This is a genomic window from Euzebyella saccharophila (assembly GCF_014855495.1).
Lineage (GTDB): Bacteria > Bacteroidota > Bacteroidia > Flavobacteriales > Flavobacteriaceae > Euzebyella > Euzebyella saccharophila.
This window is the reverse complement of record NZ_JACYFJ010000005.1, coordinates 184,640-206,743: the sequence shown is the minus strand read 5'-3', so window position 1 is coordinate 206,743 and position 22,104 is coordinate 184,640. Positions and strand designations below refer to the sequence as shown.

10 protein-coding genes are annotated in these 22,104 nt (G+C 39.2%); 6 read left to right on the top strand and 4 right to left on the bottom strand.

Going from position 1 to position 22,104, the window contains the following annotated elements; translation table 11 throughout:
- The 3 genes from IL355_RS15160 to IL355_RS15150 are packed head-to-tail and all read right to left on the bottom strand — an operon-like array spanning position 1 to position 5,600.
- A complete protein-coding gene (locus IL355_RS15160; RefSeq protein ID WP_192462963.1) occupies positions 1–1,392 on the bottom strand; it encodes a thioesterase domain-containing protein in 1,392 nt (463 codons plus the stop codon).
- A gap of 15 nt (positions 1,393–1,407) precedes the next feature.
- Positions 1,408–4,335, bottom strand: a complete 2,928-nt coding sequence (locus IL355_RS15155; RefSeq protein WP_192462962.1) for a non-ribosomal peptide synthetase — start codon at positions 4,333–4,335, stop codon at positions 1,408–1,410.
- Positions 4,336–4,358: 23 nt separating this feature from the next.
- Positions 4,359–5,600: a HupE/UreJ family protein gene (locus tag IL355_RS15150; protein ID WP_192462961.1), complete on the bottom strand. Its 1,242-nt coding sequence runs from the start codon at positions 5,598–5,600 to the stop codon at positions 4,359–4,361.
- Positions 5,601–5,953: 353 nt separating this feature from the next.
- Between IL355_RS15150 and IL355_RS15145 the strand changes: the two genes are divergently transcribed.
- From IL355_RS15145 to IL355_RS15120, 6 genes are all read left to right on the top strand, one after another.
- A complete protein-coding gene (locus IL355_RS15145; RefSeq protein WP_317175505.1) occupies positions 5,954–7,555 on the top strand; it encodes an amino acid adenylation domain-containing protein in 1,602 nt (533 codons plus the stop codon).
- Positions 7,552–7,791 (top strand): acyl carrier protein, encoded by a 240-nt coding sequence (locus tag IL355_RS15140; protein WP_192462959.1) that lies wholly within the window; start codon positions 7,552–7,554, stop codon positions 7,789–7,791. The genes IL355_RS15145 and IL355_RS15140 overlap by 4 nt, the downstream gene beginning before the upstream one ends.
- 14 nt (positions 7,792–7,805) lie before the next feature.
- On the top strand, positions 7,806–11,927 hold the full coding sequence (locus tag IL355_RS15135; protein WP_192462958.1) for a non-ribosomal peptide synthetase: 4,122 nt from the start codon (positions 7,806–7,808) through the stop codon (positions 11,925–11,927).
- 48 nt (positions 11,928–11,975) lie between these two features.
- The gene (locus IL355_RS15130; RefSeq protein ID WP_192462957.1) at positions 11,976–12,416 is read left to right on the top strand and encodes a hypothetical protein; all 441 of its coding nucleotides are present in this window, start codon (positions 11,976–11,978) and stop codon (positions 12,414–12,416) included.
- 175 nt (positions 12,417–12,591) lie between these two features.
- Entirely contained in the window at positions 12,592–14,823 is a 2,232-nt protein-coding gene (locus tag IL355_RS15125) for a TonB-dependent receptor (protein ID WP_192462956.1), read from the top strand.
- A 169-nt stretch (positions 14,824–14,992) separates the two neighbouring features.
- Positions 14,993–15,733 carry a tyrosine-protein phosphatase gene (locus tag IL355_RS15120; RefSeq protein ID WP_192462955.1) on the top strand — a complete coding sequence of 247 codons (741 nt, stop codon included), beginning with the start codon at positions 14,993–14,995 and terminating at the stop codon, positions 15,731–15,733.
- 75 nt (positions 15,734–15,808) lie between these two features.
- Here IL355_RS15120 and IL355_RS15115 read toward each other — a convergent pair whose 3' ends face one another.
- Entirely contained in the window at positions 15,809–21,904 is a 6,096-nt protein-coding gene (locus IL355_RS15115) for a malectin domain-containing carbohydrate-binding protein (protein WP_192462954.1), read from the bottom strand.
- Positions 21,905–22,104: the final 200 nt, after the last annotated feature.

Below are 22,104 nucleotides of genomic sequence, written 5' to 3'. Positions count from 1 at the left end.
TTATCTATTGTCTTGTAAATTTTTAGACTCGTACCTGTCCATTAAATCATCTACGTTCTTAGCCGTTTCCACCACGGTGCCTTCTAAAAATAATCGATCATGATGGCCTAAGGTTGGCTGCACATGTAAGTTTCCTGTGGTCATTTTTTCCCAAGAAGCAACCACCTTTGTATTGAATTCTTCCTGTTTCTTTTCGGTGAGAAGAAGATTTACAGGACTTTTTATAGGTTGCCAATGATACGAGCGATAAATCTCAATATGGTTCAAATGCAATTCTTGAACAATCTTTTCACTTCCTGTGACATCGTTCGTTTTTAAACGTTCCCTTAGGGGACGAATGAATTTCCCCTTTACAAAATTGGATACGGTCTTCACCGGATTCTTCGCGAACCTACCCAAAAAAGCCTTTGCCCTTCTAGGGGTTTGTGAAGCATCAAAAAGACTTAGGTAGTCGGCCATGGTGTCAGCGATTATTAGGTTGGCCTGCTCGCCTTTTTGTTCTAACTGCCTGCAAACCTCCACACCAATAGCTGTATTGTAGCAATAGGAAATAAAGTGATAAGGCCCGTGTGGTTTTACCTGCTTTATATCGGCTATAAAATCTTTTGCCATGGCATTCACCGATTCATGGAGTACCAACTCCCCCTCATGTGGAGAGGCTTGAAGGGCAAAAACAGGTCGGTCATTTTTTAATTGTTTCCCAAATAGATTGTAAAAGAAAAAATGGGTACCTCCGCTATGCAAACAGAACAAGGGAGGTTTACTTCCGTTAGGTACAATAGAAACTAAATGTTTTAGGTGGAGTTGGGAAATTGCTTCTTCTGTCCTTTGATCTTCTGAGGCCATATAATTGGCCAATTTCTCCACATTTTGATGCTCAAAGAGTTGTTTGGGTTCCAAGTCAATTCCAGCAGCCCTCGCTTTGGCAATCACTTGAATGCTTAAAATAGAGTCCCCACCAATTTCAAAAAAATTATCCGCCACGTCAATATTTGGAAGTTGCAATACTTCCTTCCAGATGGCCAGTAATTTTTTTTCGACATCATTTTTTGGCTCTCGCGCCTCAGGCTTCGCTTTATGTTCTTCTTTATCTAATGGACGTTCATTGCGGAGCGCTTTTTTATTCACCTTCCCATTGGGCAGCAAGGGGAATTCCTCCATTTTTACCCATTGAGCCGGAACCATGTATTCTGGCACCTTGGCTCGAAGACTGCTTTTTAAAGCTTCCAAATTGAAATCTTGCTTAGCTTTCACATAAGCCACAAGTTGTTGGTAATCTGGTTTTTGAGATGATTTATTTCTCTGTAATACACGCTGTTCTGCCCTTGCCCAAAGTAACTTGCGTTCTTCGGGAGTCAGTTTGGTAATTCTATCTTTAAGCGCAGTAGTCAATTTATTCGTTATTTTTTATTCTCTGGAGGACAAGAATGATTCCGTTTTACCTAACATTTCAACTTCGTTTAAAAGTTCCTCAATATCCTCTTCTTCCAGTGTAGCCATCAATTGGCCAAGAAATGCATCGGGATCATCAAAATCTGAAAAATTGCTATCCTTTTCAATTTCCAAGGTTTCAACTTGGGCAATAACTTCGGTCACGGCACCCAATGATTTGATGGCATTCTCCACTTCTTCCAGTTCTATTCTATAACCCCGTAGTTTTACCTGCTGGTCTGCCCTTCCTAAAAATTCCAAGTTTCTATCGGCCCTAAACCTACCCAAATCCCCGGTTTTATACATCTTTTCATAAGCGGAATGGGAAAAGGGATTTTTAAGAAATACCGCAGACGAAAGTTCCGCCTTATTCAAATATCCTTTGGCCAAACTTGGCCCGGAAATATAGATTTCACCCACCGCACCAAACGGAACCATTTCTAAATTCTTATTGAGCAGATAAATCTTGTTACCAGCTACTCCCCTACCAATGGCAACGGTTTTCTCCATTTCTGCGGGAACAATCTCGTGCGCCGTGGCCCAAACCGTAGCCTCTGTTGGTCCGTACTCATTATACAGTTTTGTACTCGGCAACTTTTTAAAGTGTAATTGACATAGGGAAGGAGTACATGCCTCACCTGCAACTATAATTGTATTTAAAGTACGAAGTTTAGCCATCTCCACATGTCTCAGAATAAGTGCGTACAAAGAAGGGAGCATAAGGGTATGACTTACTTGATTTTTTTCAATCAGTTCCCCAATTTTTTGTACATCCTGTTCAATTCTATTTTCGGTAAGAATCAAGTTGCCACCTGTGCAGAGCGTCCAAAAAATTCCAGCCTTTGAGCTATCAAACGAGATGGAAGACATTAAAAGAAACGCTTTGGGGCTATCTTTGTAAAAATCAAGCCGACCAGCGGTTGAGTTGAGGATATCACCATGTGTGATGGGTACTCCTTTGGGTTTGCCACTACTCCCCGAGGTATAAATAACGTAAGCTAGATTATTTCTATTAAATGCTGGAAAAATAATGTTTACCTTAGTATCCGAGGGTTTTACTTCATCAATAAAAAGCGTTTGTATTTCTTTTCCTTTAAAAACTTCCTTTAGCGAACTATGGGAAACTAACAAGGAACATTGAGCATCTTCCAAAACGAAATGTAGCCGTTCCAAGGGGTAATTAGGATCTATGGGTAAATAGGCATTCCCGGATTTTAAAATACCCAACAGACCAATGATCATTTCAATAGAACGGTCCATACACAAGCCGATAATTCTATTGTGTAGGCCTTTTGTCTGGTTCAAAATATGAATTGCTACCTTTTCTGCCCTACTATCCAGATCTTGATAGCTAAGAGCGGTATCACCAAAAGTTACGGCGTTTTTATCGGGGAATTTTTTAGCTACTTCCCCAATGATTTCGTGAATTCCCTGATATTCTAAAAAAGTTTTGATTTTTGCGGGTCTTTCAAGGAAAAAATCTTTTTCCTTTTCCGTTAACAGACAAATTTCTGAGGTTTTAATGGCAGTTGATTCTAAAAGCTGCCTCAAAAGAATTTCATAGTGATCCAACATTCGTTTAATGGTCACTTCTTGAAATAAATCGGTATCGTATTCCAAAGTAAGATCAAGGCTACCTTTTTTTTCCGTAATCGAAAGGGTAAGGTCAAACTTGGCAACCTCTGTATCAAATTCAAACTCTTCGGATAATTGAACCTCATCACCAAAAACAGGAACTTCTTCTTGAGGGTGGTATAAAAACATGACCTGAAAAAAAGGATTTACAGAAAGTGAACGCGATACTTTCAGCTCCTTTACCAAGACATCAAAAGGAATGCTTTTATTGGAAAAAGCTTTCAAGGTATTTGATTTTATTTTTTCTATTAAAGACGCAAATGACTCATTCTCGGAAATCGAATTTCTAAGAACAACCGTATCGATAAAAAACCCAAAGGCATCTTCCAAGGCTTTGTTATTTCTATTGGATACAGGAGTGCCCACCAAAATGTCATTTTGACCCGTATACTTATATAATAGCACGTAGAAGACAGCTAAAAGAAGATTAAAAGGAGTCATTTTTTGGGCTATTGCCAGTTTCAAAATCTCGTTTGAAAAGCGCTCGGACAGCGATTTTGTTAATTGTTTTCCATTGAACCTTGGCACCGCCGGTCTTTGAAAATCCGTCTGAATATTTAAAACAGGTATTTCCCCAGAAAGTTTATCCTTCCAGTAATCCAATGCCTGGGAATTTATTTCTTTATTTCTTTCCCAATGGGCGTAATCCTTATACTGGATTTCTGGTTGAGAAACTATCAAATCGGCTCCGGAAACCAATCTTCTATAATGGATTGCCAATTCATTCTTTAGCAGACCAATAGACCATTCGTCCACAATGATATGGTGCATGGTAAGGAAAAAGACATGGGAATCCTCCGAAAGTTTGATCAGGGAGACTTTTAAAAGCAGCGGACTTGATAACGTAAAAACGGTTCGGGACTGCTCGCGCATCAAGGCTTGCAAAAGCCTATCAGATTCAACACTTGGATGGTTGCTGAAATCCTCCTGTCGTATTTCTGGATTTAAATCGGATGTTTTTATCACAGGAGCACCATTTTCCATCGGAAAATAAGACCTCAGTATTTCGTGATTTTGGCAAACTTGCTCAAAGGCTTGCTGCAAAAATTGAGTCTCCAATTTTCCCTTAAAAAGTAAAGCTTCCGAATAATTATAAAACGGATTTTCAGGATTCAATTGCTGTAAAAACCAGATACGCTGCTGACCGCTGGACAGAGGAATCTTTGCCTCCTCCGGCGCTTTCGGCACCGTGGATTGCGTGGATGTTCTGGATTTGTCCCGATTCTTCCACTTGCTTAAAAGGGAACTATTTGAAGCCTTTTTTTCCAATTAAGAGATCGTTTTGTTTGAAGTTACAACAAACCAATGAACCTGGCGATGGGGTACAAATTGCGATTAACGATTTCATCCAAAGGCAAATCCACATCAAAGGCTCTTTCTATAAACCAATAGGCAGATACCAAAATGAGAAGTGCCGATAGGCCTACCAATAATTTTGGATATATTTTTCGCTTACGGATAAAATATAGAATTGGAAAAATCAAAGCTATGATCACTATTTGACCAATCTCTACCCCTACATTAAAACCTACTAAGGATAAGGAAAGATATTCCCCCTTAAATCCTAAATCCCCTAAAACACTGGCAAATCCGAAACCATGGAACAGACCAAATATAAAGGCAATTACCCAATCCTTACCTTTAAAAATAGGCTTGATATTATGCAGAGCGGCCAAACCTACGGAGAATGCAATAATAGACTCTACCACCCTAGACGGTAATTCTATAATACCCAAAGATGCCAAACTTAAAGTAATGGTATGTGCAAGGGTAAAAAAGGTAACAATCTTTAGAATATACATAAAGGCCGGCTTGAATTCCAACACCGGCTCCCACCCAAATATGTTGAATTTAGGAGACGCTTCCCCCAAGGGCTCCTTTCTTCTTCGTACAACGGACGGTAAAATTAAGGCCAAAAGGAAAAGAATATGGTCCATACCTATCCAAATATGCCAAATTCCCTGTTCTACCATAGCTACAAATCCCTTCCACAGCGATGTTTCTGTAAGGTCAATGGTTCCCTTAGGTTCATCCTTAGTTAGGTAGAGAGCTACAATGGACTCATTATTAATCAAACCGGCTTTCCAATTGTATTCCATGGCAATCAACCCTTGATGCGAAGGGTCTTCTTCCATAAACGCGGTATATTCCACCATTAGGTCATCAGGAATATTTTTTGCCGGTTCCAACCTAAAATGAAAATTGATAAAGTCTCCAAAACTGGTATCAAGTTTAGAAAGCTCACCCGTGAAAACAATTTTGTAAGCTCCTATTTCGGTAGAGGAAAACTGCAAATGGTTCAGTAGGTATTCTTCAATTTTCTTTTGGTAAGGACGCACATCTTCAATACTGGGACCCAGACCTACATCCAATTTAAAGACCGACATAAGTTCGTTCGCATTTACCTCAACGCGACCTTCAATTCCAGTTTCCTCATAGATTCTTAAATAAATAAGGCTCTGTTTGGGTTGGTGGGCATAAATTAAGGTAGGTAGTAAAAGGAAAGCAACAAGTAATGGTAACAGTTTTTTCATAACGTGTAAAAAGGTACAGATTTTTATTGTTGCAAAATAATGCCCGGGTTCGAAAAATGGATCAAGGCGATAAAATATCCATTGTAGCGCAGACAAAATTTAAGTGCAATAGTACATTTGAGTTTCCTAAAATGAGCATTTTTAAAAAAACACTATACTAATCTGTTGGTTTGGTTGATAAATATTGCCAATATTTTAAAAGAAAGTATATCAAAGTAGCTTTTTTTCGATTATCGACCCCAAAATTCGGATTAGCAATCCAACTTTTGTTTGAATTCTTAAAATCCAAAACCTACCTTTACCAAGCTATGAATTAAGAAAATACACCTTTTTATCAGGAGGAGTATTTTGGTTTGTTAATTTTAATCATCAACCAAGTTCCTATCTTGTTATACAACTTACAACATATAATTGAAAGTGTAGCAATATCCCTCCCGGACCGTGTTGCTTTTAGTTGTCTAAAAAAGGTCATTACTTACCAAGAATTGGACCACCAAGCCAATCAACTTGCTCATTTTCTATTAAATAATGGACATTCAAAAGGGGATCGAATAGGAATTTTTATGCCTCGCTGCTTAGAATCTGTAATAGCTGTTTATGGCATTCTTAAATCAGGTGCGGCCTATGTTCCATTAGACCCTTTTGCACCTACCCATAGAACGGCTGCAATTATGGAGGATTGCAACATAAAAACCCTGGTTACTATACCTAATCTAAAAAATAGGACAGAAGGTGTATTAAAGGAGACCTCCCAAGTGCAGCTTATCATCGGACCGGAAACGATTTCTAATGGTACATCTATAGCTTGGGAAACCATCCATGAGGAAAACTATAGCAAGCCCCTATTGGAAATTTTGGAAAGCGATTTGGCGTTTATACTTTATACTTCCGGGTCTACAGGTGCTCCAAAAGGAATTATGCACACCCATTATAGTGCCTTGAGTTTAGCTAAAATTGTGGCGGACACTTTTGACTTTCATGAAGATGATATTTTCGGCAATCCAGCTCCACTGCATTTTGACCCCTCTACCTTCGGTTACTTTGTGGCTCCGTTAGTACGGGCTAAAACCGTGATAATCCCCGAGGCCTATTTAAAAATGCCTGCCAGTTTAAGTGTATTGATTGCTCAAGAAAAAATAAGTGTTTGGTACTCAGTACCCTTAATGCTCATACAACTGCTTAAAAGTAATACGCTTACGAAACACGATTTTTCCCATTTACGATGGATTTTCTTCGCAGGAGAGGTTTTTACTCCCAAGCATCTAAAAGCCCTAATGGAAACCTTACCCCAAGCTAGGTACTGTAATTTATATGGCCCGGCCGAACTTATTCTATGCACCTATTATCCATTAGAAGAAATTCCCGAAGCCCATATCAACATACCCATCGGAAAGACGTGGGCCAACACCGAGTTTAAAATCTTAAATTCTCAAGGCGAAGAAGTGGCACATGGCGAAGAAGGCGAACTGGCCATACGTTCCGCAACCCTAATGCAAGGCTATTGGAACAACCCCGAAATGACCAAAAAATGCTTTTACCAAGTTAATATTGCCCAAGGTTATCAACATACGTATTATAAAACAGGGGATTTAGTAAAATTAAATGAATCCAATGAACTACTCTTTTTAGGTAGAAACGACCGCCAAATAAAGCTAAGAGGCTATCGCGTAGAATTGGATGAAGTTGAAAATATTCTATCACAACATCCCCTGGTGGAAGAAGCCGCGGTAATAGCACTAAAGGACACGGAAGAGACTCAAAAATTACAAGCCAGTATTCTTTTAAAACACGGTAAATCCTTACAAGTGGATGCACTTCAAGAATTCTGTAGCCAATTTTTACCCTCGTATGCCCTCCCTGAGAGTATAACAATAATGAAAGATTTTCCAAGAACCAGTTCCGGAAAAATTGATCGTAGACAAATTGCCAATTTAATAGACCAGCCACAAACATGAAAGATAAAATTTCCAATTATATAATCCACCATATTGCGAAACAGAAAATAGATACAATTCATGCTGACGATGATTTGCTAGCCGACGGATTAATAGATTCTCTTGGAATGATGAAATTGGTGGCGTTCGTAGAAAAAGAGGCTCAAATAAAGATTCCTCCCGAAGATCTGACCCTCGAAAATTTTATGACCATTGATCATATTCTCGAGTATTTGGCAAACCAATCAACAACCTGATATCTTCCTCCCCCATGCAAGATCAAAGCAAAACAAAATTACCATTGACCCAAAGTCAACTTTCTATCTGGGCAAGTCAAAAACTTCAGCCGGATATTCCAACACATAATATTGTCTATACTTTTGAAATTATAGGTTCTCTCAACACAACTGTTTTTAAAAGAGCATTTGCCAAGCTTGTTTCCGAAACGGATGTCTTCAACATAACTTTTGGAGAAGATCAAGGAGAGCCTTATCAGAAAAAATCGAGCTTTAAAAATTTTGAATTGCCCATTTTTAATGTAACGGGCGTATCGGAAAAGGCAGTAGAAAAGCAGATTAACGAAAAGACTTTGGAGCCCATAAATATTGAACACCGAGTGTTTGATGCTCTTCTTTTACAAAAACAAAATAGCTCAATTTGGTTATTAAAATTTCACCACCTCGTAACAGACGCCATTTCCTATCAAGTACTTTATCAGAGATTGAACGTTTTGTATACAAATTTAATGGTCGAAGAAGAAGATGACCAAAATGTTTTAGGTAATTATTTAGATTACGTTTCGTTTGAAAACGAAGCCGTTCTCAGGGAAGATTTTGATGAACAGGCTACCTATTGGAAAGAAAAGTCAGCGCAAATTGTTGATGAGGCAAAATTCTATGGTGAGAAGAAAAAGCCTAATACTACCGCCGCTGAACGTATACTCGTAAACTTAGGGCCAGAACGTTTAGAAAAGCTTAAAAAGCTTAGTCAATTGCCCCAAGTTAGAGGTTGGACTCAAAGTCTGACTTTGTACAACATTTTTATGACTGTTTATGCAAGCTTTATCAACAGGGTAACTGGCAGCGATAAAATTGTCATTGGCTCCCCTTCTCATAATAGGAATGAACCAAAATTTAGTAAAATGCCCGGGCTTTTTGTAGAAGTCCTTCCTTCCTATTTTAATATAGCCGAACAGGAAAGTTTTCAATCCCTATTTCAAAAAGTAAAAATTGAAAGCAATAATTTTTTAAGAAATGTCTCTCCCGGTATGGTGGGCAATGTAAAGGACCATCAGATAACCGCGGTACTGAATTTTATAAATGCCGAATTTCCTGATTTTAACGGCATGCCTACTAAGGTTAAATGGATTCACAATGGGCATATAGACGCATCTCACGATATACGGTGCCACATTTTTGACTTTGAGGGCGATGGTGATTACAACATTGCATTTGACTTAAACAACTCTGTTTTCAATGAAGAAAAAAGAAAAGAGGTACCCCAGCATTTTCTTCTTCTATTAGATGCTTTTTTAGAGAATTTACAATCCGAAATAGACAGTATACCCTTGGTTAAACCCACTTTTTCAGATGAAAGCAATTTTTCCCAAGAAGAAAGTTCAAAAACAAGGACAGTATATGAAGAATTTAAGCTTCAAGCTGAAAAAAATCCAAATTCCATTGCCCTGCAAAGTAGGGCGGAGACACTTACTTATGGAAATCTATACCAAAAAGTAGATGTTCTTGCCAGTCATTTGCTTTCAAAAGGGATACGAGAAGGAGATAATGTTGGGCTGAATTTACAACGAAGTACGGATTATGTGATAAGTGTTTTGTCCATTTTAAAGATTGGGGCGGTATTTGTACCCATTGCTACAGACCAACCTTTGGAAAGAGTAAAATATATCGTACACAAGGCCAATTGCTCATACATTTTGAGCCAAAAAGAACTTCCTTTAGAAATAGCGTTTACCAACCTGAATTTATTCCATTGGTCAAAGCCTCAACAAGAAGACTTCAAATTTAAAATCCCTTCTGATAATCAACTAAGTTATATTTTATTTACTTCAGGAAGTACGGGTAACCCAAAGGGAGTAGCAATTTCCAATGGAGCTTTAAATAATTACCTAAATTGGGCAAAAAAGACCTATGAAATAGATGATAAAAGTATATTTCCCTTATTCACATCCATAGGCTTTGATTTAACGATTACCTCCCTTTTCCTCCCTCTGATATCCGGAGGTAAAATGATCATATACCCTGAAAAAGAGAGCGGTCCGGACACCTCTCTTTTGGACGTAGTTACGGATAATTTGGTAAACACTATAAAACTCACTCCAAGCCACTTAGCGCTCATTTCGGACAGAGACATGAGCAACTCAAAGATTGACATCATGATATTGGGCGGAGAAGACTTAAAGACGGTATTGGCAAAAAAGGTAAAGAAACAATTTCATCCTCAACTTCGCATTTTTAATGAATATGGCCCCACGGAAGCTACCGTAGGATGTATTTACAGCGAGTTTGATGAAACTAGGCACCACCAAACGTCGGTACCCATTGGCAAACCTATCGATAACACGCAAGTCTATATTCTCGACCGGCATATGAATCTGGTTCCCAATGGGGTTCAAGGAGAACTTTACCTTTCCGGAAAAGGTCTGGCCGAAGGCTACATGGGTGAACATGAATTGACAGCCGAGAAATTCTTGGAAAACCCCTACCGACCACAAACCAAAATATACAAGACTGGGGATTTGGCACGTAGGAATGCTGATAAGGAATTGGAGTTTTTAGGCAGGATAGATGATCAGATCAAACTCCGGGGACATAGAATAGAACTTTCTGAAATAGAGGCACAATTACTAAATATTGAGGGAATTGAAAGTTGCTCTGTTGTGGTAGTTTCCGGCAACAAACCGCCTAATCAAGCAGAAACCACAAATTGTGTGAAATGTGGTTTGCCTTCCAATTATCCAAATACGGATTTTGATGAATTAGGTGTTTGCCATCTGTGCAGGGCCTTTGAGTCCTACGAAGAAAAAGCGCATCGGTATTTCAAGAACGACGATGCCCTAGTACAACTTTTAACCTCCAAAAGAGAAGAAAACCCTAATTACGATTGTATTTCCCTTTTAAGTGGTGGAAAGGACAGTACGTACGTTTTGGCCAGACTTGTAAATATGGGGTTAAAAGTATTGGCGTTTACCATGGATAATGGTTACATATCCGAACAGGCAAAAGCCAATATTGATAAGATTGTGCAGAATTTAGGCGTAGACCATGTATATGGTGAAACACCTCACATGAACGAAATTTTTGTGGATAGCCTCCATAGACACCAGAATGTTTGTAACGGCTGTTTCAAGACCATTTATACCCTAAGTACCTCCATTGCCCTAGAGAAGAAAATTCCATTTATAGTTACTGGATTAAGCAGGGGACAGTTTTTTGAAACCCGTCTTACGGAAGAACTTTTTTGGGATGACCATCTCAATACGGAAAAAATTGACCAGACCATTTTAGATGCCAGAAAATTATACCATCAAGAAAACGATGCGGTAAAGAAGCTGTTGGATACTTCTATGTTTGATGATGAAAGCGTTTTTGAAAAAGTACAGTATGTAGATTTTTATAGGTATAGCGATGTGAGCTTGGATGAAATGCTGCAATATCTTAAAGACGAAGTAGGTTGGGTACGACCTACGGATACGGGCAGATCAACCAATTGCTTGATCAACCAAGTGGGAATCTATGTGCATAAAAAAGAATTGGGGTACAGCAATTACTCCTTCCCATACAGTTGGGACGTTCGCTTGGGGCATAAAACCCGAGAGGAAACCTTGGATGAAATAAACGAGGTAATTGACGAAACCGAGGTAAAGAGAATCATGTCTGAAATTGGTTACTCCAAAGATAACGAAGCCGTGGCCAATAGTGACAGGTTAGTTGCCTATTTTACGGGAAATACTGGGGTGTCGGTAAAACAAATACAAACAGTGTTGAGGGAACGACTTCCCTCCTACATGGTCCCCTCCCAATTTAAACAATTGAATGAACTACCACTTACCAAAAACGGAAAGGTAGACAAAAAGACGCTACAACAGCTAACAAGCGTACAAATAGAGCTGGATACCCCGTATGAAGCCCCTAGAAATGAAATTGAGGAGCTTCTGGAGGGTATTTGGAAAGAGGTGTTAAAATTGGATAAAGTGGGTATACACGATGATTTTATCGCTTTGGGAGGTCATTCATTGGCGGCTATTAGAGTGACCGCGAGACTCAATGAGGAAATAGAGAGCAACTTCCCCTTAAATAAGGTATTTGAATACCCTAACATAGAAGCCTATGCGCAATACGTTGAAAAAACGCTTACAGAACTTTTGGAAAATTAAAACCTTTTTAAAATAAACTCGTAGATACAAGAAACCAACTTAATGTAATTGAAACAGAATCTCCTAAAATATGGTGCTCTTTTTATGGCTATATGCTATTTGGCCAACCCCATGCACGCCATGCTAAGCGAGGTGTTTCATGATCTTTCCCATTTAATGGAAGAACCGGCTTCTCTTGTACATCATCATTCACATGGGATAGAGAGTCATTACCACCATCATCAAGGGCATGAACATCCATCCGTATCGCACCATCATCAATTGATTGATTTTTTTGATTCGTTGTTCCAAGAACGCTCCGAGCAAAATAAACAAGATCAAAACGTTCAAAGTTCAATTTCCCTAGATAAACATATCAATTCAACGAATATAAAATTAGCTCCTCTTCACGATTTTGAGAAAAAAGCTGACTTTATAAAAATTTCCCTTCCCTTGCTACAGGGGTACTTTAATAAAATACTTCATCCGCCAAATCTTATTTCTTTCTAAAACAAACTAAGAAGAAAAGGGATTACTTTTCTCAAATTAATAATGGTCTATCTAGAAAAAATAAGCTCGTTTAGGCCAATAACACAAGCTGTTGGACCAATAGGATATTCCTTTTAGGAGATGCCTCTTAGGTTCTTATGGTAAACAGCCATATGACTCACTAAAATTTAAATAAATGAAAAATATAAATACCATCATCCTGTTGGTTTTAACAGGATATTCGCTTAAGGCACATGACCTTTATGGTACCGTTACCAACGAAAAACAAGTTGGTCTAGAAGGTGTAGGTGTATATAATAAGAATACAGGGGGCTATACATATACCAATGTTTCCGGCTATTTTGAACTGGACGATATTTCTGTAGGCGACCAGATATTCTTTTACAGTCTAGGCTTTAAAAACTACGAATTGAACATCACGGAAGACTTATTGGACGGAACAGTAGAAATCGTTTTGCAGGAGTCCGTAGTAAGTCTCGATCAAGTTGTTTTGGTTTCAAAAGTGAATGCCCTCAGTAATTTCGTGAATGTTGATGTTAAGACCAGCCCCGTAAAATCCTCACAGGAAATATTGCGAAAAGTTCCGGGTTTGATTATCGGCCAACATGCCGGAGGTGGTAAGGCAGAACAGATTTTTTTAAGAGGATTTGATGTCGACCACGGTACTGATGTAGCTCTTAGCGTAGACGGTCTGCCCATAAACATGGTGTCACATGCTCATGGACAGGGATATGCAGATATGCATTTTATTATTCCTGAAACCATAGACAATTTAGATTTTGGTAAAGGCCCATATTATGCCAACAAAGGAAATTTTAATACTGCCGGATATGTAGACCTCAAATTAAAGAAGAAAATTGAAAACAGCATAGTTTCCGTAGAGGCGGGACAATTTAATACCCTAAGAACTTTGGGGATGTTTAAGGTTGCAGAAAGTGATTTCAGTAACGCCTATATTGCTTCGGAAATGTTGCTATCGGACGGTCCGTTTGAATCTTCCCAGAACTTCAATCGCCTAAATGTAATGGGTAGGTACAACTACAACAACAGAAAGGACCAAGATCTTACTATTTCCATATCTCATTTTCAGAGTAAATGGGATGCTTCCGGGCAAATTCCCCAACGAGCGGTAGATCAAGGGTTAATTGGTCGTTTTGGCGCAATTGATGATACCGAGGGCGGCAATACCAGCAGGGCCAACTTCTTGGTGAACCATATTAAACAACTTGATGAGCATTCTAGTGTACGTTCAAAAGCCTATATTACTAACTATTATTTTGAACTATTTTCCAATTTTACCTTTTTCTTGGATGATCCTGTTAATGGGGACCAAATTAGGCAATATGAAAACAGAACCATCATTGGTGCTGAAACCGCCTATCAAAATGCTATACACGTAGGTAACCATGATTCCCAATTAAAATATGAAACAGGTCTAGGGTTTAGGTATGATGACGTAAACGATGTGCAATTATCAAGAACGGCTAATAGAAAAACACTTTTAGAAAGATTGGCGTACGGTAATGTAGACGAATTGAATGCCTACGGATTCTTTGACCTTACCTACAAGAAGAACAAATGGACCATTAATCCGGGTTTAAGGTTGGACTATTTTAAGTTTGACTATGAAAACCTTCTAACAGAGGCCTATGACAATAAAGGGGAACAAAAATTATTCTTAGGCCCCAAATTGAATTTAATTTATGCGGCCTCGCCAAATGTTCAGCTGTTTTCTAAAACAGGTATAGGCTTTCACTCCAATGATAGCAGGGTGGTAACCGCACAGAGCGGAGAAGATATCTTGCCAATGGCCATTGGCTCCGATTTGGGTACCATTATAAAACCAACGGATAGGTTGGTTATCAACGCCGCTTTATGGTATCTGTATTTAGAGCAAGAATTCGTTTATGTGGGAGATGCCGGTATTGTTGAACCAAGTGGAGAAACAAAAAGACTAGGGGTCGATCTTGGTTTAAGATATCAGCTTACAGATTGGTTATATGCCAATGGAGACATAAATTACACTTACGCAAGAAGTATTGAAGATCCAGACGGAGAAAATTACATTCCTCTTGCTCCAGATTTAACATCAGCAGCGGGACTAAGTTTTAGTGATATCAATAACTTTTCGGGAGGTATCAATTATAGATATATCAAGGATAGACCTGCTAACGAGGACAATTCTATTGTAGCCGAAGGGTATTTTGTAACCGATTTAAACCTGAATTACTCCATTAAAAACTGGACATTGGGATTGATTGTTGAAAACCTATTTGATACCGAATGGAACGAAACACAATTTGCGACGGAAAGCAGGTTATTTAATGAACCACAATCCTTTGAAGAAATCCATTTTACCCCCGGAACTCCTTTTTTCCTACGAGGGAAAATCTCTGTTAACTTCTAAACAAAGTAATGCCAACATATTGAAAAAGTAGCGGTTATAACCGCTACTTTTTTGTTTAAAATAGGCTCAAAATTTTGATTTTCTATGCGCATTCTTCTAACGTATCTTTGCATTGAATGAAAATTGATTTTTCATCGTTTAATTAGAACAGAATTAGTAGCGCTCACATATGTTCAATTTTTTCAGCAAAAAAAGATTTCTGGTCGATAGCCTCAAGGGGATGGTTGATATCCATAATCATATTTTACCAGGCATAGATGATGGGGCTAAGACAGTGGAAGATTCTATCAATCTTATAAAAGGAATGCGGGAAATTGGGATCAGGAAGTTTATAGCAACCCCACATATCATGCATAACTATTATCCCAATACGCCCAAAACAATTTCTGCTGCCTTGAACAAATTAAGTGAAGAGCTGATCGAGCTAAAGTGGGAAGTTGAATCCTTGGAGGCCGCTGCAGAACATATGATCGATGATAATTTTGAGAACCTGTTGGACCAAAACAAAGTAATGTCCTTAGCAGGAAATTATTTACTGGTGGAAATGTCTTATCTACAACCGCCCATCAATTTCGACGAGGCCATAAAGAAAACTGCCGAGAAAAATTATTTTACCATTCTGGCACATCCGGAGAGATATGGTTTCTTACATTTTAAGAAAAGAAAATATAAAGAGTACAAAGAGCAAGGAATGCTTTACCAAATGAACTTACTTTCTTTAAGTGATTACTATGGTAAGGAAGTACAGAAAATGGCATTAGAGCTTTTAGAGGATAACCTTATTGATTTTGTGGGATCGGATATCCATAACCTACGACAAATTGAAGCCTTAAAGAAAATTACTATAAGTCAAAAAACAGAAGAAAAAATTATCCCAATAGTAGATAGGACTATTGCTAATTTTTACTAAATCAACAAATCTTTAAAAGAGACGGGCGCCATTAGGCGCCCGTCTCTTTTAAATACAATTAAGTAGTACTATGATTTAATTGTCTATCAATAGTTTCATAGTTACAACTTCCCCTTGATTCATTGCAATTCTCACAAAATACAAACCATCAGGTAGCGTATCTACCGCAATAGAAGCTGTATTTTCCGTAGCGGAAATATCCTTAGGCAAATAACCCTTAAGCAATTTCCCTTGTTGGTCATGAATGTTGATTCCGATCATAATTAGGTCCTCTGGCTGATTGATCAGCCTAAAAGTAGCCCTACCATTTGTAATTGGATTTTTCTCGACAATGATACCCATCTTATTACCTTCCCCAACATCAAAAACGGAAATGGTCAAAGTACTTGTATGTTGCTCACCGGAAGTATTGGTAACCGTAAGTTCAACGTCATAAGTACCAGGGTTGGTAAATGTATGTACCGTGTCCAACTCTTCCGTTTCATTAGTTCCATCATCAAATAGCCATATAAAAGAATCTATATCTCCCATTGAACTACTGCCCGTAAAGGTGACTTCTAAGGGGGCCTCCCCCTCTCTAGGAGTTTCGCTTATAACTGATAGTAAACCATTTTCAGGAATGACAGTCACTGTTACCGTATCTGAAGAAGATTCATTTTCGTCGTCTGTAACCGTTAATCTAAATTCGTATACCCCAGCTTGCATATTACTAACAGAAAGTTCAGGATTATTTTCTCCGGACAAACTTGCGTTAGGTCCACTGATCTTGGTCCATGAAAATGAAACTTGTCCTCCATCCGGGTCCATTCCCGAACCAGTAAGAACCACACTATTGTTAGGCAATGTGATTTCCACATTCTGCCCTGCTTCTACAATTGGTGCACTATCTGAAGTTGGTTGAACAATGGCAATACCCGAAATTTTTGGATTTTCTTCTACAGGGGTTAACGTAATGGTCAAGCTTCCATCCGTTACTTCAATATCTGAGAAATTCTCAATAACAGCGGTAGCCGCACCGCCAGCCGCAACAAAAATATCATAGTCATTGATAATACCCTGGCCTTCTACATCAATATGGAATACCCTAGATCCAGCACCACCACTTTCACCATCGCTTCCGGCAACGCCAAAGTAAATTTCCGCAAAATGTAAGTCCACACTATGAGTTCCATTTGAAACGGGAATCTCATAAATTAAATTTCCGCTCGTCCTATACCTTTCGGTTTGATACAATTGATCATTCTCCGTATTGGCAATTTCAATTGCATTGGTAAGAACCGAACCTCCGTTTGAGTACTGATCAGCTGCCCAATTAACACCTCCAAAACTAAATGCCTGGCCTCCGGCATTAATATTGGTAATGCCCATTTGACCAGTTACGATGATGGATACATCATCAAAAGCCATTTCACCTTCGTCATCCGTAACCGTTAGCCTAAAGACGTAAGTGCCGGGTTCCGTTAGACTAGAAGTGGTAGCACTGGCAGAATTGCTATTGTTTAATGTAATTGAAGGACCACTCGTTTGGCTCCATGCAAAAGTAACGGTTCCTCCATCAGGGTCATTTCCGCTACCATTTAGGTTTACAGCTGTTCCCGGAACTACGGATTGGTCCGCCCCTGCATTCACAGATGGGCTACCATCTGTCACTAAAGCCGAGGTATTCTCATAAATTCGAAGTACTTTATTTCTCAACCAACCATTGGAAACCACATCCAAATCTCCATCACTATCAATATCAACTACACGAGCCCCATCATGATGTTCTAAATCAAGGGAACCATTATCCAATACTTTCAGATTAAACTGTCCAGAATCACATAGGTCGTTTTCAAAAGCGATAAGTCTTCGATCACCTCTCCATTCTCCTACTACAATATCCTTATCTCCATCAAAGTCAATATCAACTGCAAAAACACTTAAGCTACCATCTATATTCGCATCAAGTATGTTCCGGACCCAAGGCTGTGTTGGATCCGAAGGCGCCGCAAACCAAGCAAATTCTTTAATATTTCCAGTGGCACCCAAACTCAGTTGCCCCACCACGGCATCAAGGTCTCCATCCCTGTCAAAATCCGCTAATTGTGCTCTATCCGGTGTTGTTACATAAGTAATTCCGGTTGAGAACGTCTCAAACTGTAAATTTCCATTGTTACGTAACCAATTGCTTCCCTGAAATAAATCCAAGTCCCCGTCACGGTCAATATCCCCTGCCTGAATATCCTCTCCTGTACTATCATTACTGATATCTACTAATTGCCAAGTTCCGGTTGTTGGATCGGCAGAAGGTGTTAACATCTGCACTGGTGATCCAGTAGATTCTGCCCCGTTCCAGTTAATTGCCATACGGTATGGACCCCCCACATCAAAAACGCCACCAGCAATACCCGCAAGAAAGGGTTCATAATAGTCCGTATCACCCGCAGGAATATTGTTAAAAACGGTGAAATTTCCTTCGCCATCATTTTGGGCCCAAACTAATTGAGCACCTGTATACTCACCGGTAGTTCCCAAAAGGTCCATATCCCCATCATCATCAAAATCATAGACATGGGCAACATTTTTGAAGGTTCCGCCAATGGTATTCTTTTCCCAGTTTCCTCCTGCGGAACCAGGGTTGCTGTACCACCAACCTCCGGTTACGATATCCTTTAAACCATCACCATCCAAATCATCATCTGCAAATGTATAAACAACGGTATAGGGGTTTTCATCAAATTCATGAACTACCCAAGAATCAGGAAATGCTGTTTCATTACAAGTTATAGCACCAGTGACATTAACGGTTACTTGATCTGAAATACCTGTACCTGTATGATCCGCATTATACAATTCTACTTTAATGGTGTGTTCTCCCAAAGGTAGGTCATCAATGGGTATTGGATCGTATCCATAATACCGATCTACCATAACATCATCTATGAAATAATGAATATGGGTATCCCCTTCATTAATTACCCAATTCTCCACTCTAAAAGCGACCTCAAATGGCTGGTTAACATCCCAACCATTGGAAGGAGAGGTAATCACAATATCCGCATTTGTACTGCCTCCCTCAAAGGTGTCCTTTGATAAAATTTCAATACCATTAACCTTGGGGCTTTGTACGATTCCGTTAAAGTAAATGCTCACAAATCCATCGGAAACATTCACATTATCAAAATCCTTTACTAGTGCGGTAGCAGGATCGGTTTCTGCTAAAATATCGAAATTGGATAGTACTTCTTGACCTTCAATGACCACATCAAAAACCCTTGATCCAGCACCTTTATCTAGTTGGTTGGCATCTACTCCAAAGAATATCTCTGCAAAATGTAAACGAATGTCATATTCCCCTGAAAGTGCAACGGGTATTTCATATCCAAAGGATCCTTGATTGCTGGTATATCTTTCAGATTGGTAAAGAACATCATCATCTGTTCCTGCAACATCTACGGCCTTGACATATTGACTTCCTGAATTGAAATATTGGTCCTCTATAAAAATCTCACCACCTGGTCCGGTAATCTGGCCTCCTCCTGTATTTATTCGAATCTCTTCAAAAACGAAAAAGCTAAAACTATCGGTTATCATAGGAACCCCGCTCGTATTCTGAACATTGGATATACTGAGGTTGTAATCTACTCCTGCACTTAATTGACTAGTATTCAAATAAACTGTGTGACCATCAGGTTGTAGAACGGCACTCTGTACCGTAACGCCGTTGGTAATGGTATAATTAGCAACATTTTCAGCTGTACCCTCATTAACGTATTCCGAAAATTTGACTACCACTTTGTTGTTTCCATCGGGCTCAACTAGCTGTACTTTGGGAGGTGTATTATCTTCGGATATACCATCTCCCAAAAATTCAACATAATTAAGACGGAATATATCTTGCGATACACTTGCATTTTTAAAGACAAAGAACAAATCATGTTTGCCGCCGGGATTGGTAATTGGCGTTTCTACATATTGCCAATTATCATTCCCTCCTGTGGACGGTATAGGTGTTGTCGTAACCAACGTACCCGTGGGACTGTCTAAGCGCAATTCAATACTACCACCGGCATTTGAAGTTGCCACCAAGTACTTCACTGCATTCATGTTCAACAAGTTACGCCCAGTAAACGAAATATAGGAATTGTTATTTACTTGGATGGCACTTGAAGCTCCCTCCAGCTCATAGGTGTTGGGAATAATCGTTACACCGTTCTGAGTATCAAAATATTCTGCTTCCCTTCTTTTTGGATGCACCCGTATTTGGCTTCTAGAAATAAGTCCTCCAGAATCGGTATAATTGGCATTTATAACAAAGAAAATGTCCATTTCCCCGTCAATTTGATGATCACCATCTCCCAAATTAATGGATGTAGTACACGCATCTATCGTACCTACATCATGAAAGTGGTTTTCATGGCCCAATGAGGGTATTACATTCACATCTTCACAGGGTATCACCCCATCCTCTGCATCTGTGGTAACCAAATTAAAATCAGTATCATCGTTCCAATTAAAGAAACCGCCGTCTACGGGAGAATTAAAGCTAAAATCCGCCTGAGTATTCCCCGCGTAGATAGTGATGGTTTTCGCCCCCACGGCTCCATCCGGGTCCGTTACTTTCAATTGTGCTGTATACGTACCTTCAGAATTATAAACGTGTTGGATATTTGGCGTAGTGTAATCTACGTTACCATCTATATCAATATCCCAAGCATAGGAAAGTGGAGAATCCCCATCAGGATCTGTGGTTTGGTCTCCCGTAAAATTGACCGTTAACGGCAATGTTCCATTAGTTACATCTGCCTCCATTACCACCGTTGGTGGAGAATTCGTTGTGAATCCGGTATAATTCACTTGAATTAGTTTACCAATACCATCTGGAATATCTTGAGGACAACAACCTGCACCATAAGCCAAAATGTACATTTTACCGTCAGGACCTAATTCCATGTCTATATAACCGTCTGCGCTATTCCCTGAACCCGGAAAGATGGCCGAAGAAAGTTGCTCTTCGGAAATAATCGTTCCATCAGCTGCCATGTCCACCGCCCAGATTTTACTACTATTAAAATCAAAGAAAAAGAACATATCATCAAACTCCACCGGCAATCGCTGCTCATCTAATAGATCCGTATCATAATCATATCTAAAACCAGCTAAATAACACTTATGGAACTTTTCTATCCAAGCGGGCTGTGCCGGTGGTAATACGGTTAGCCCTGTATTCCATTTTGAAACATTCTCCGGTGCAGCAGGGTCGTTGTAGTATTTCGGATTTGTATACGTTATTTGATAGGCATCATTATCAGCACCCGAAAAATAAGGCCAACCGTAATTTCCCGCTTGCTTGGTCAAATTGATTTCATCCAATCCTTCTGGACCTAATTCTCCAGCAGTATTACCATCCGGGCCTACCTCACCCCAAAATAACCAATCTGTATTCTCCTTATCCACAAAAATCCGATAGGGATTTCGCGCACCCATCACGTAAATTTCAGGTTTTGTATTGGGTGTGTTTGGAGCAAATAAGTTACCGGCAGGAATAGTATACGAAGCGCCAGCTCCTGGCTTGATCCTTAAAATTTTACCTCTTAGGTCGTTGGTATTGGAAGAAGCCTTTTCTGCACTAAAATCTGAATTGTCCTCATCTATGGGCGCATAATATTTGCTTCCGTAGGTGGTATTGTCACCCGTAGCTATGTAGAGATTTCCTTGAGAATCAAAATCCATATCCCCTCCGGAATGCCAAAGCGCCGATCGAGAGGTATTCCATTGAATAATTACCTCCTCTGAACTGAAATCAACTGCATCCCCCACTACACTAAAACGAGAAACCCTATACCCTACAAAATCAATAGGGGCATAATGAAGGTATATTTTGTTATTAGTTTCAAAATTTGGATCTACGGCAATCCCTACCAAACCATCTTCATGTTCATGATAAACGGGTAGAGTTCCAGCCGAAACTGTAAATTTTTGATCAGGTTTGTAAATTAAGATCTCCCCAAAACGATCCAGAATAAAAATTCTTCCGTCTGGCGCAAACTTAAAATTAGTTGCGTTGGAGAGGCCCGTCACAATATCAACTTTTGAGAACTGATCTGTTAATTGGGCATTGACTTGTGAAACACCTGCTATTAAAACGGTAACAAATACAAAGAAGTAAGGTAGAAAGTAGTTCTTTTTCATAATAAGGCAATTCTTTAAACACACCCAGTTAAAGCAGGGATGAAGAAACCGACGATAAATATAAATCAATAACACTTAAAGGATAAAATACCCTACTCAAATTCGTTCAAAGCCAGCTGAACATCGGTAAAGTACATCACGCTTTTTTAATTAACCCGAGCAAAACCAAAACAGGGGATTTTGGTTATAGGTATTCATAA

Bases quoted from the DNA above. Each gene is read 5' to 3' on its own strand.
- IL355_RS15120 (WP_192462955.1), top strand. From the start codon at position 14,993: ATGTTCAATTTTTTCAGCAAAAAAAGATTTCTGGTCGATAGCCTCAAG.
- IL355_RS15125 (WP_192462956.1), top strand. From the start codon at position 12,592: ATGAAAAATATAAATACCATCATCCTGTTGGTTTTAACAGGATATTCG.
- IL355_RS15135 (WP_192462958.1), top strand. From the start codon at position 7,806: ATGCAAGATCAAAGCAAAACAAAATTACCATTGACCCAAAGTCAACTT.
- IL355_RS15140 (WP_192462959.1), top strand. From the start codon at position 7,552: ATGAAAGATAAAATTTCCAATTATATAATCCACCATATTGCGAAACAG.
- IL355_RS15115 (WP_192462954.1), bottom strand. From the start codon at position 21,904: ATGAAAAAGAACTACTTTCTACCTTACTTCTTTGTATTTGTTACCGTT.
- IL355_RS15150 (WP_192462961.1), bottom strand. From the start codon at position 5,600: ATGAAAAAACTGTTACCATTACTTGTTGCTTTCCTTTTACTACCTACC.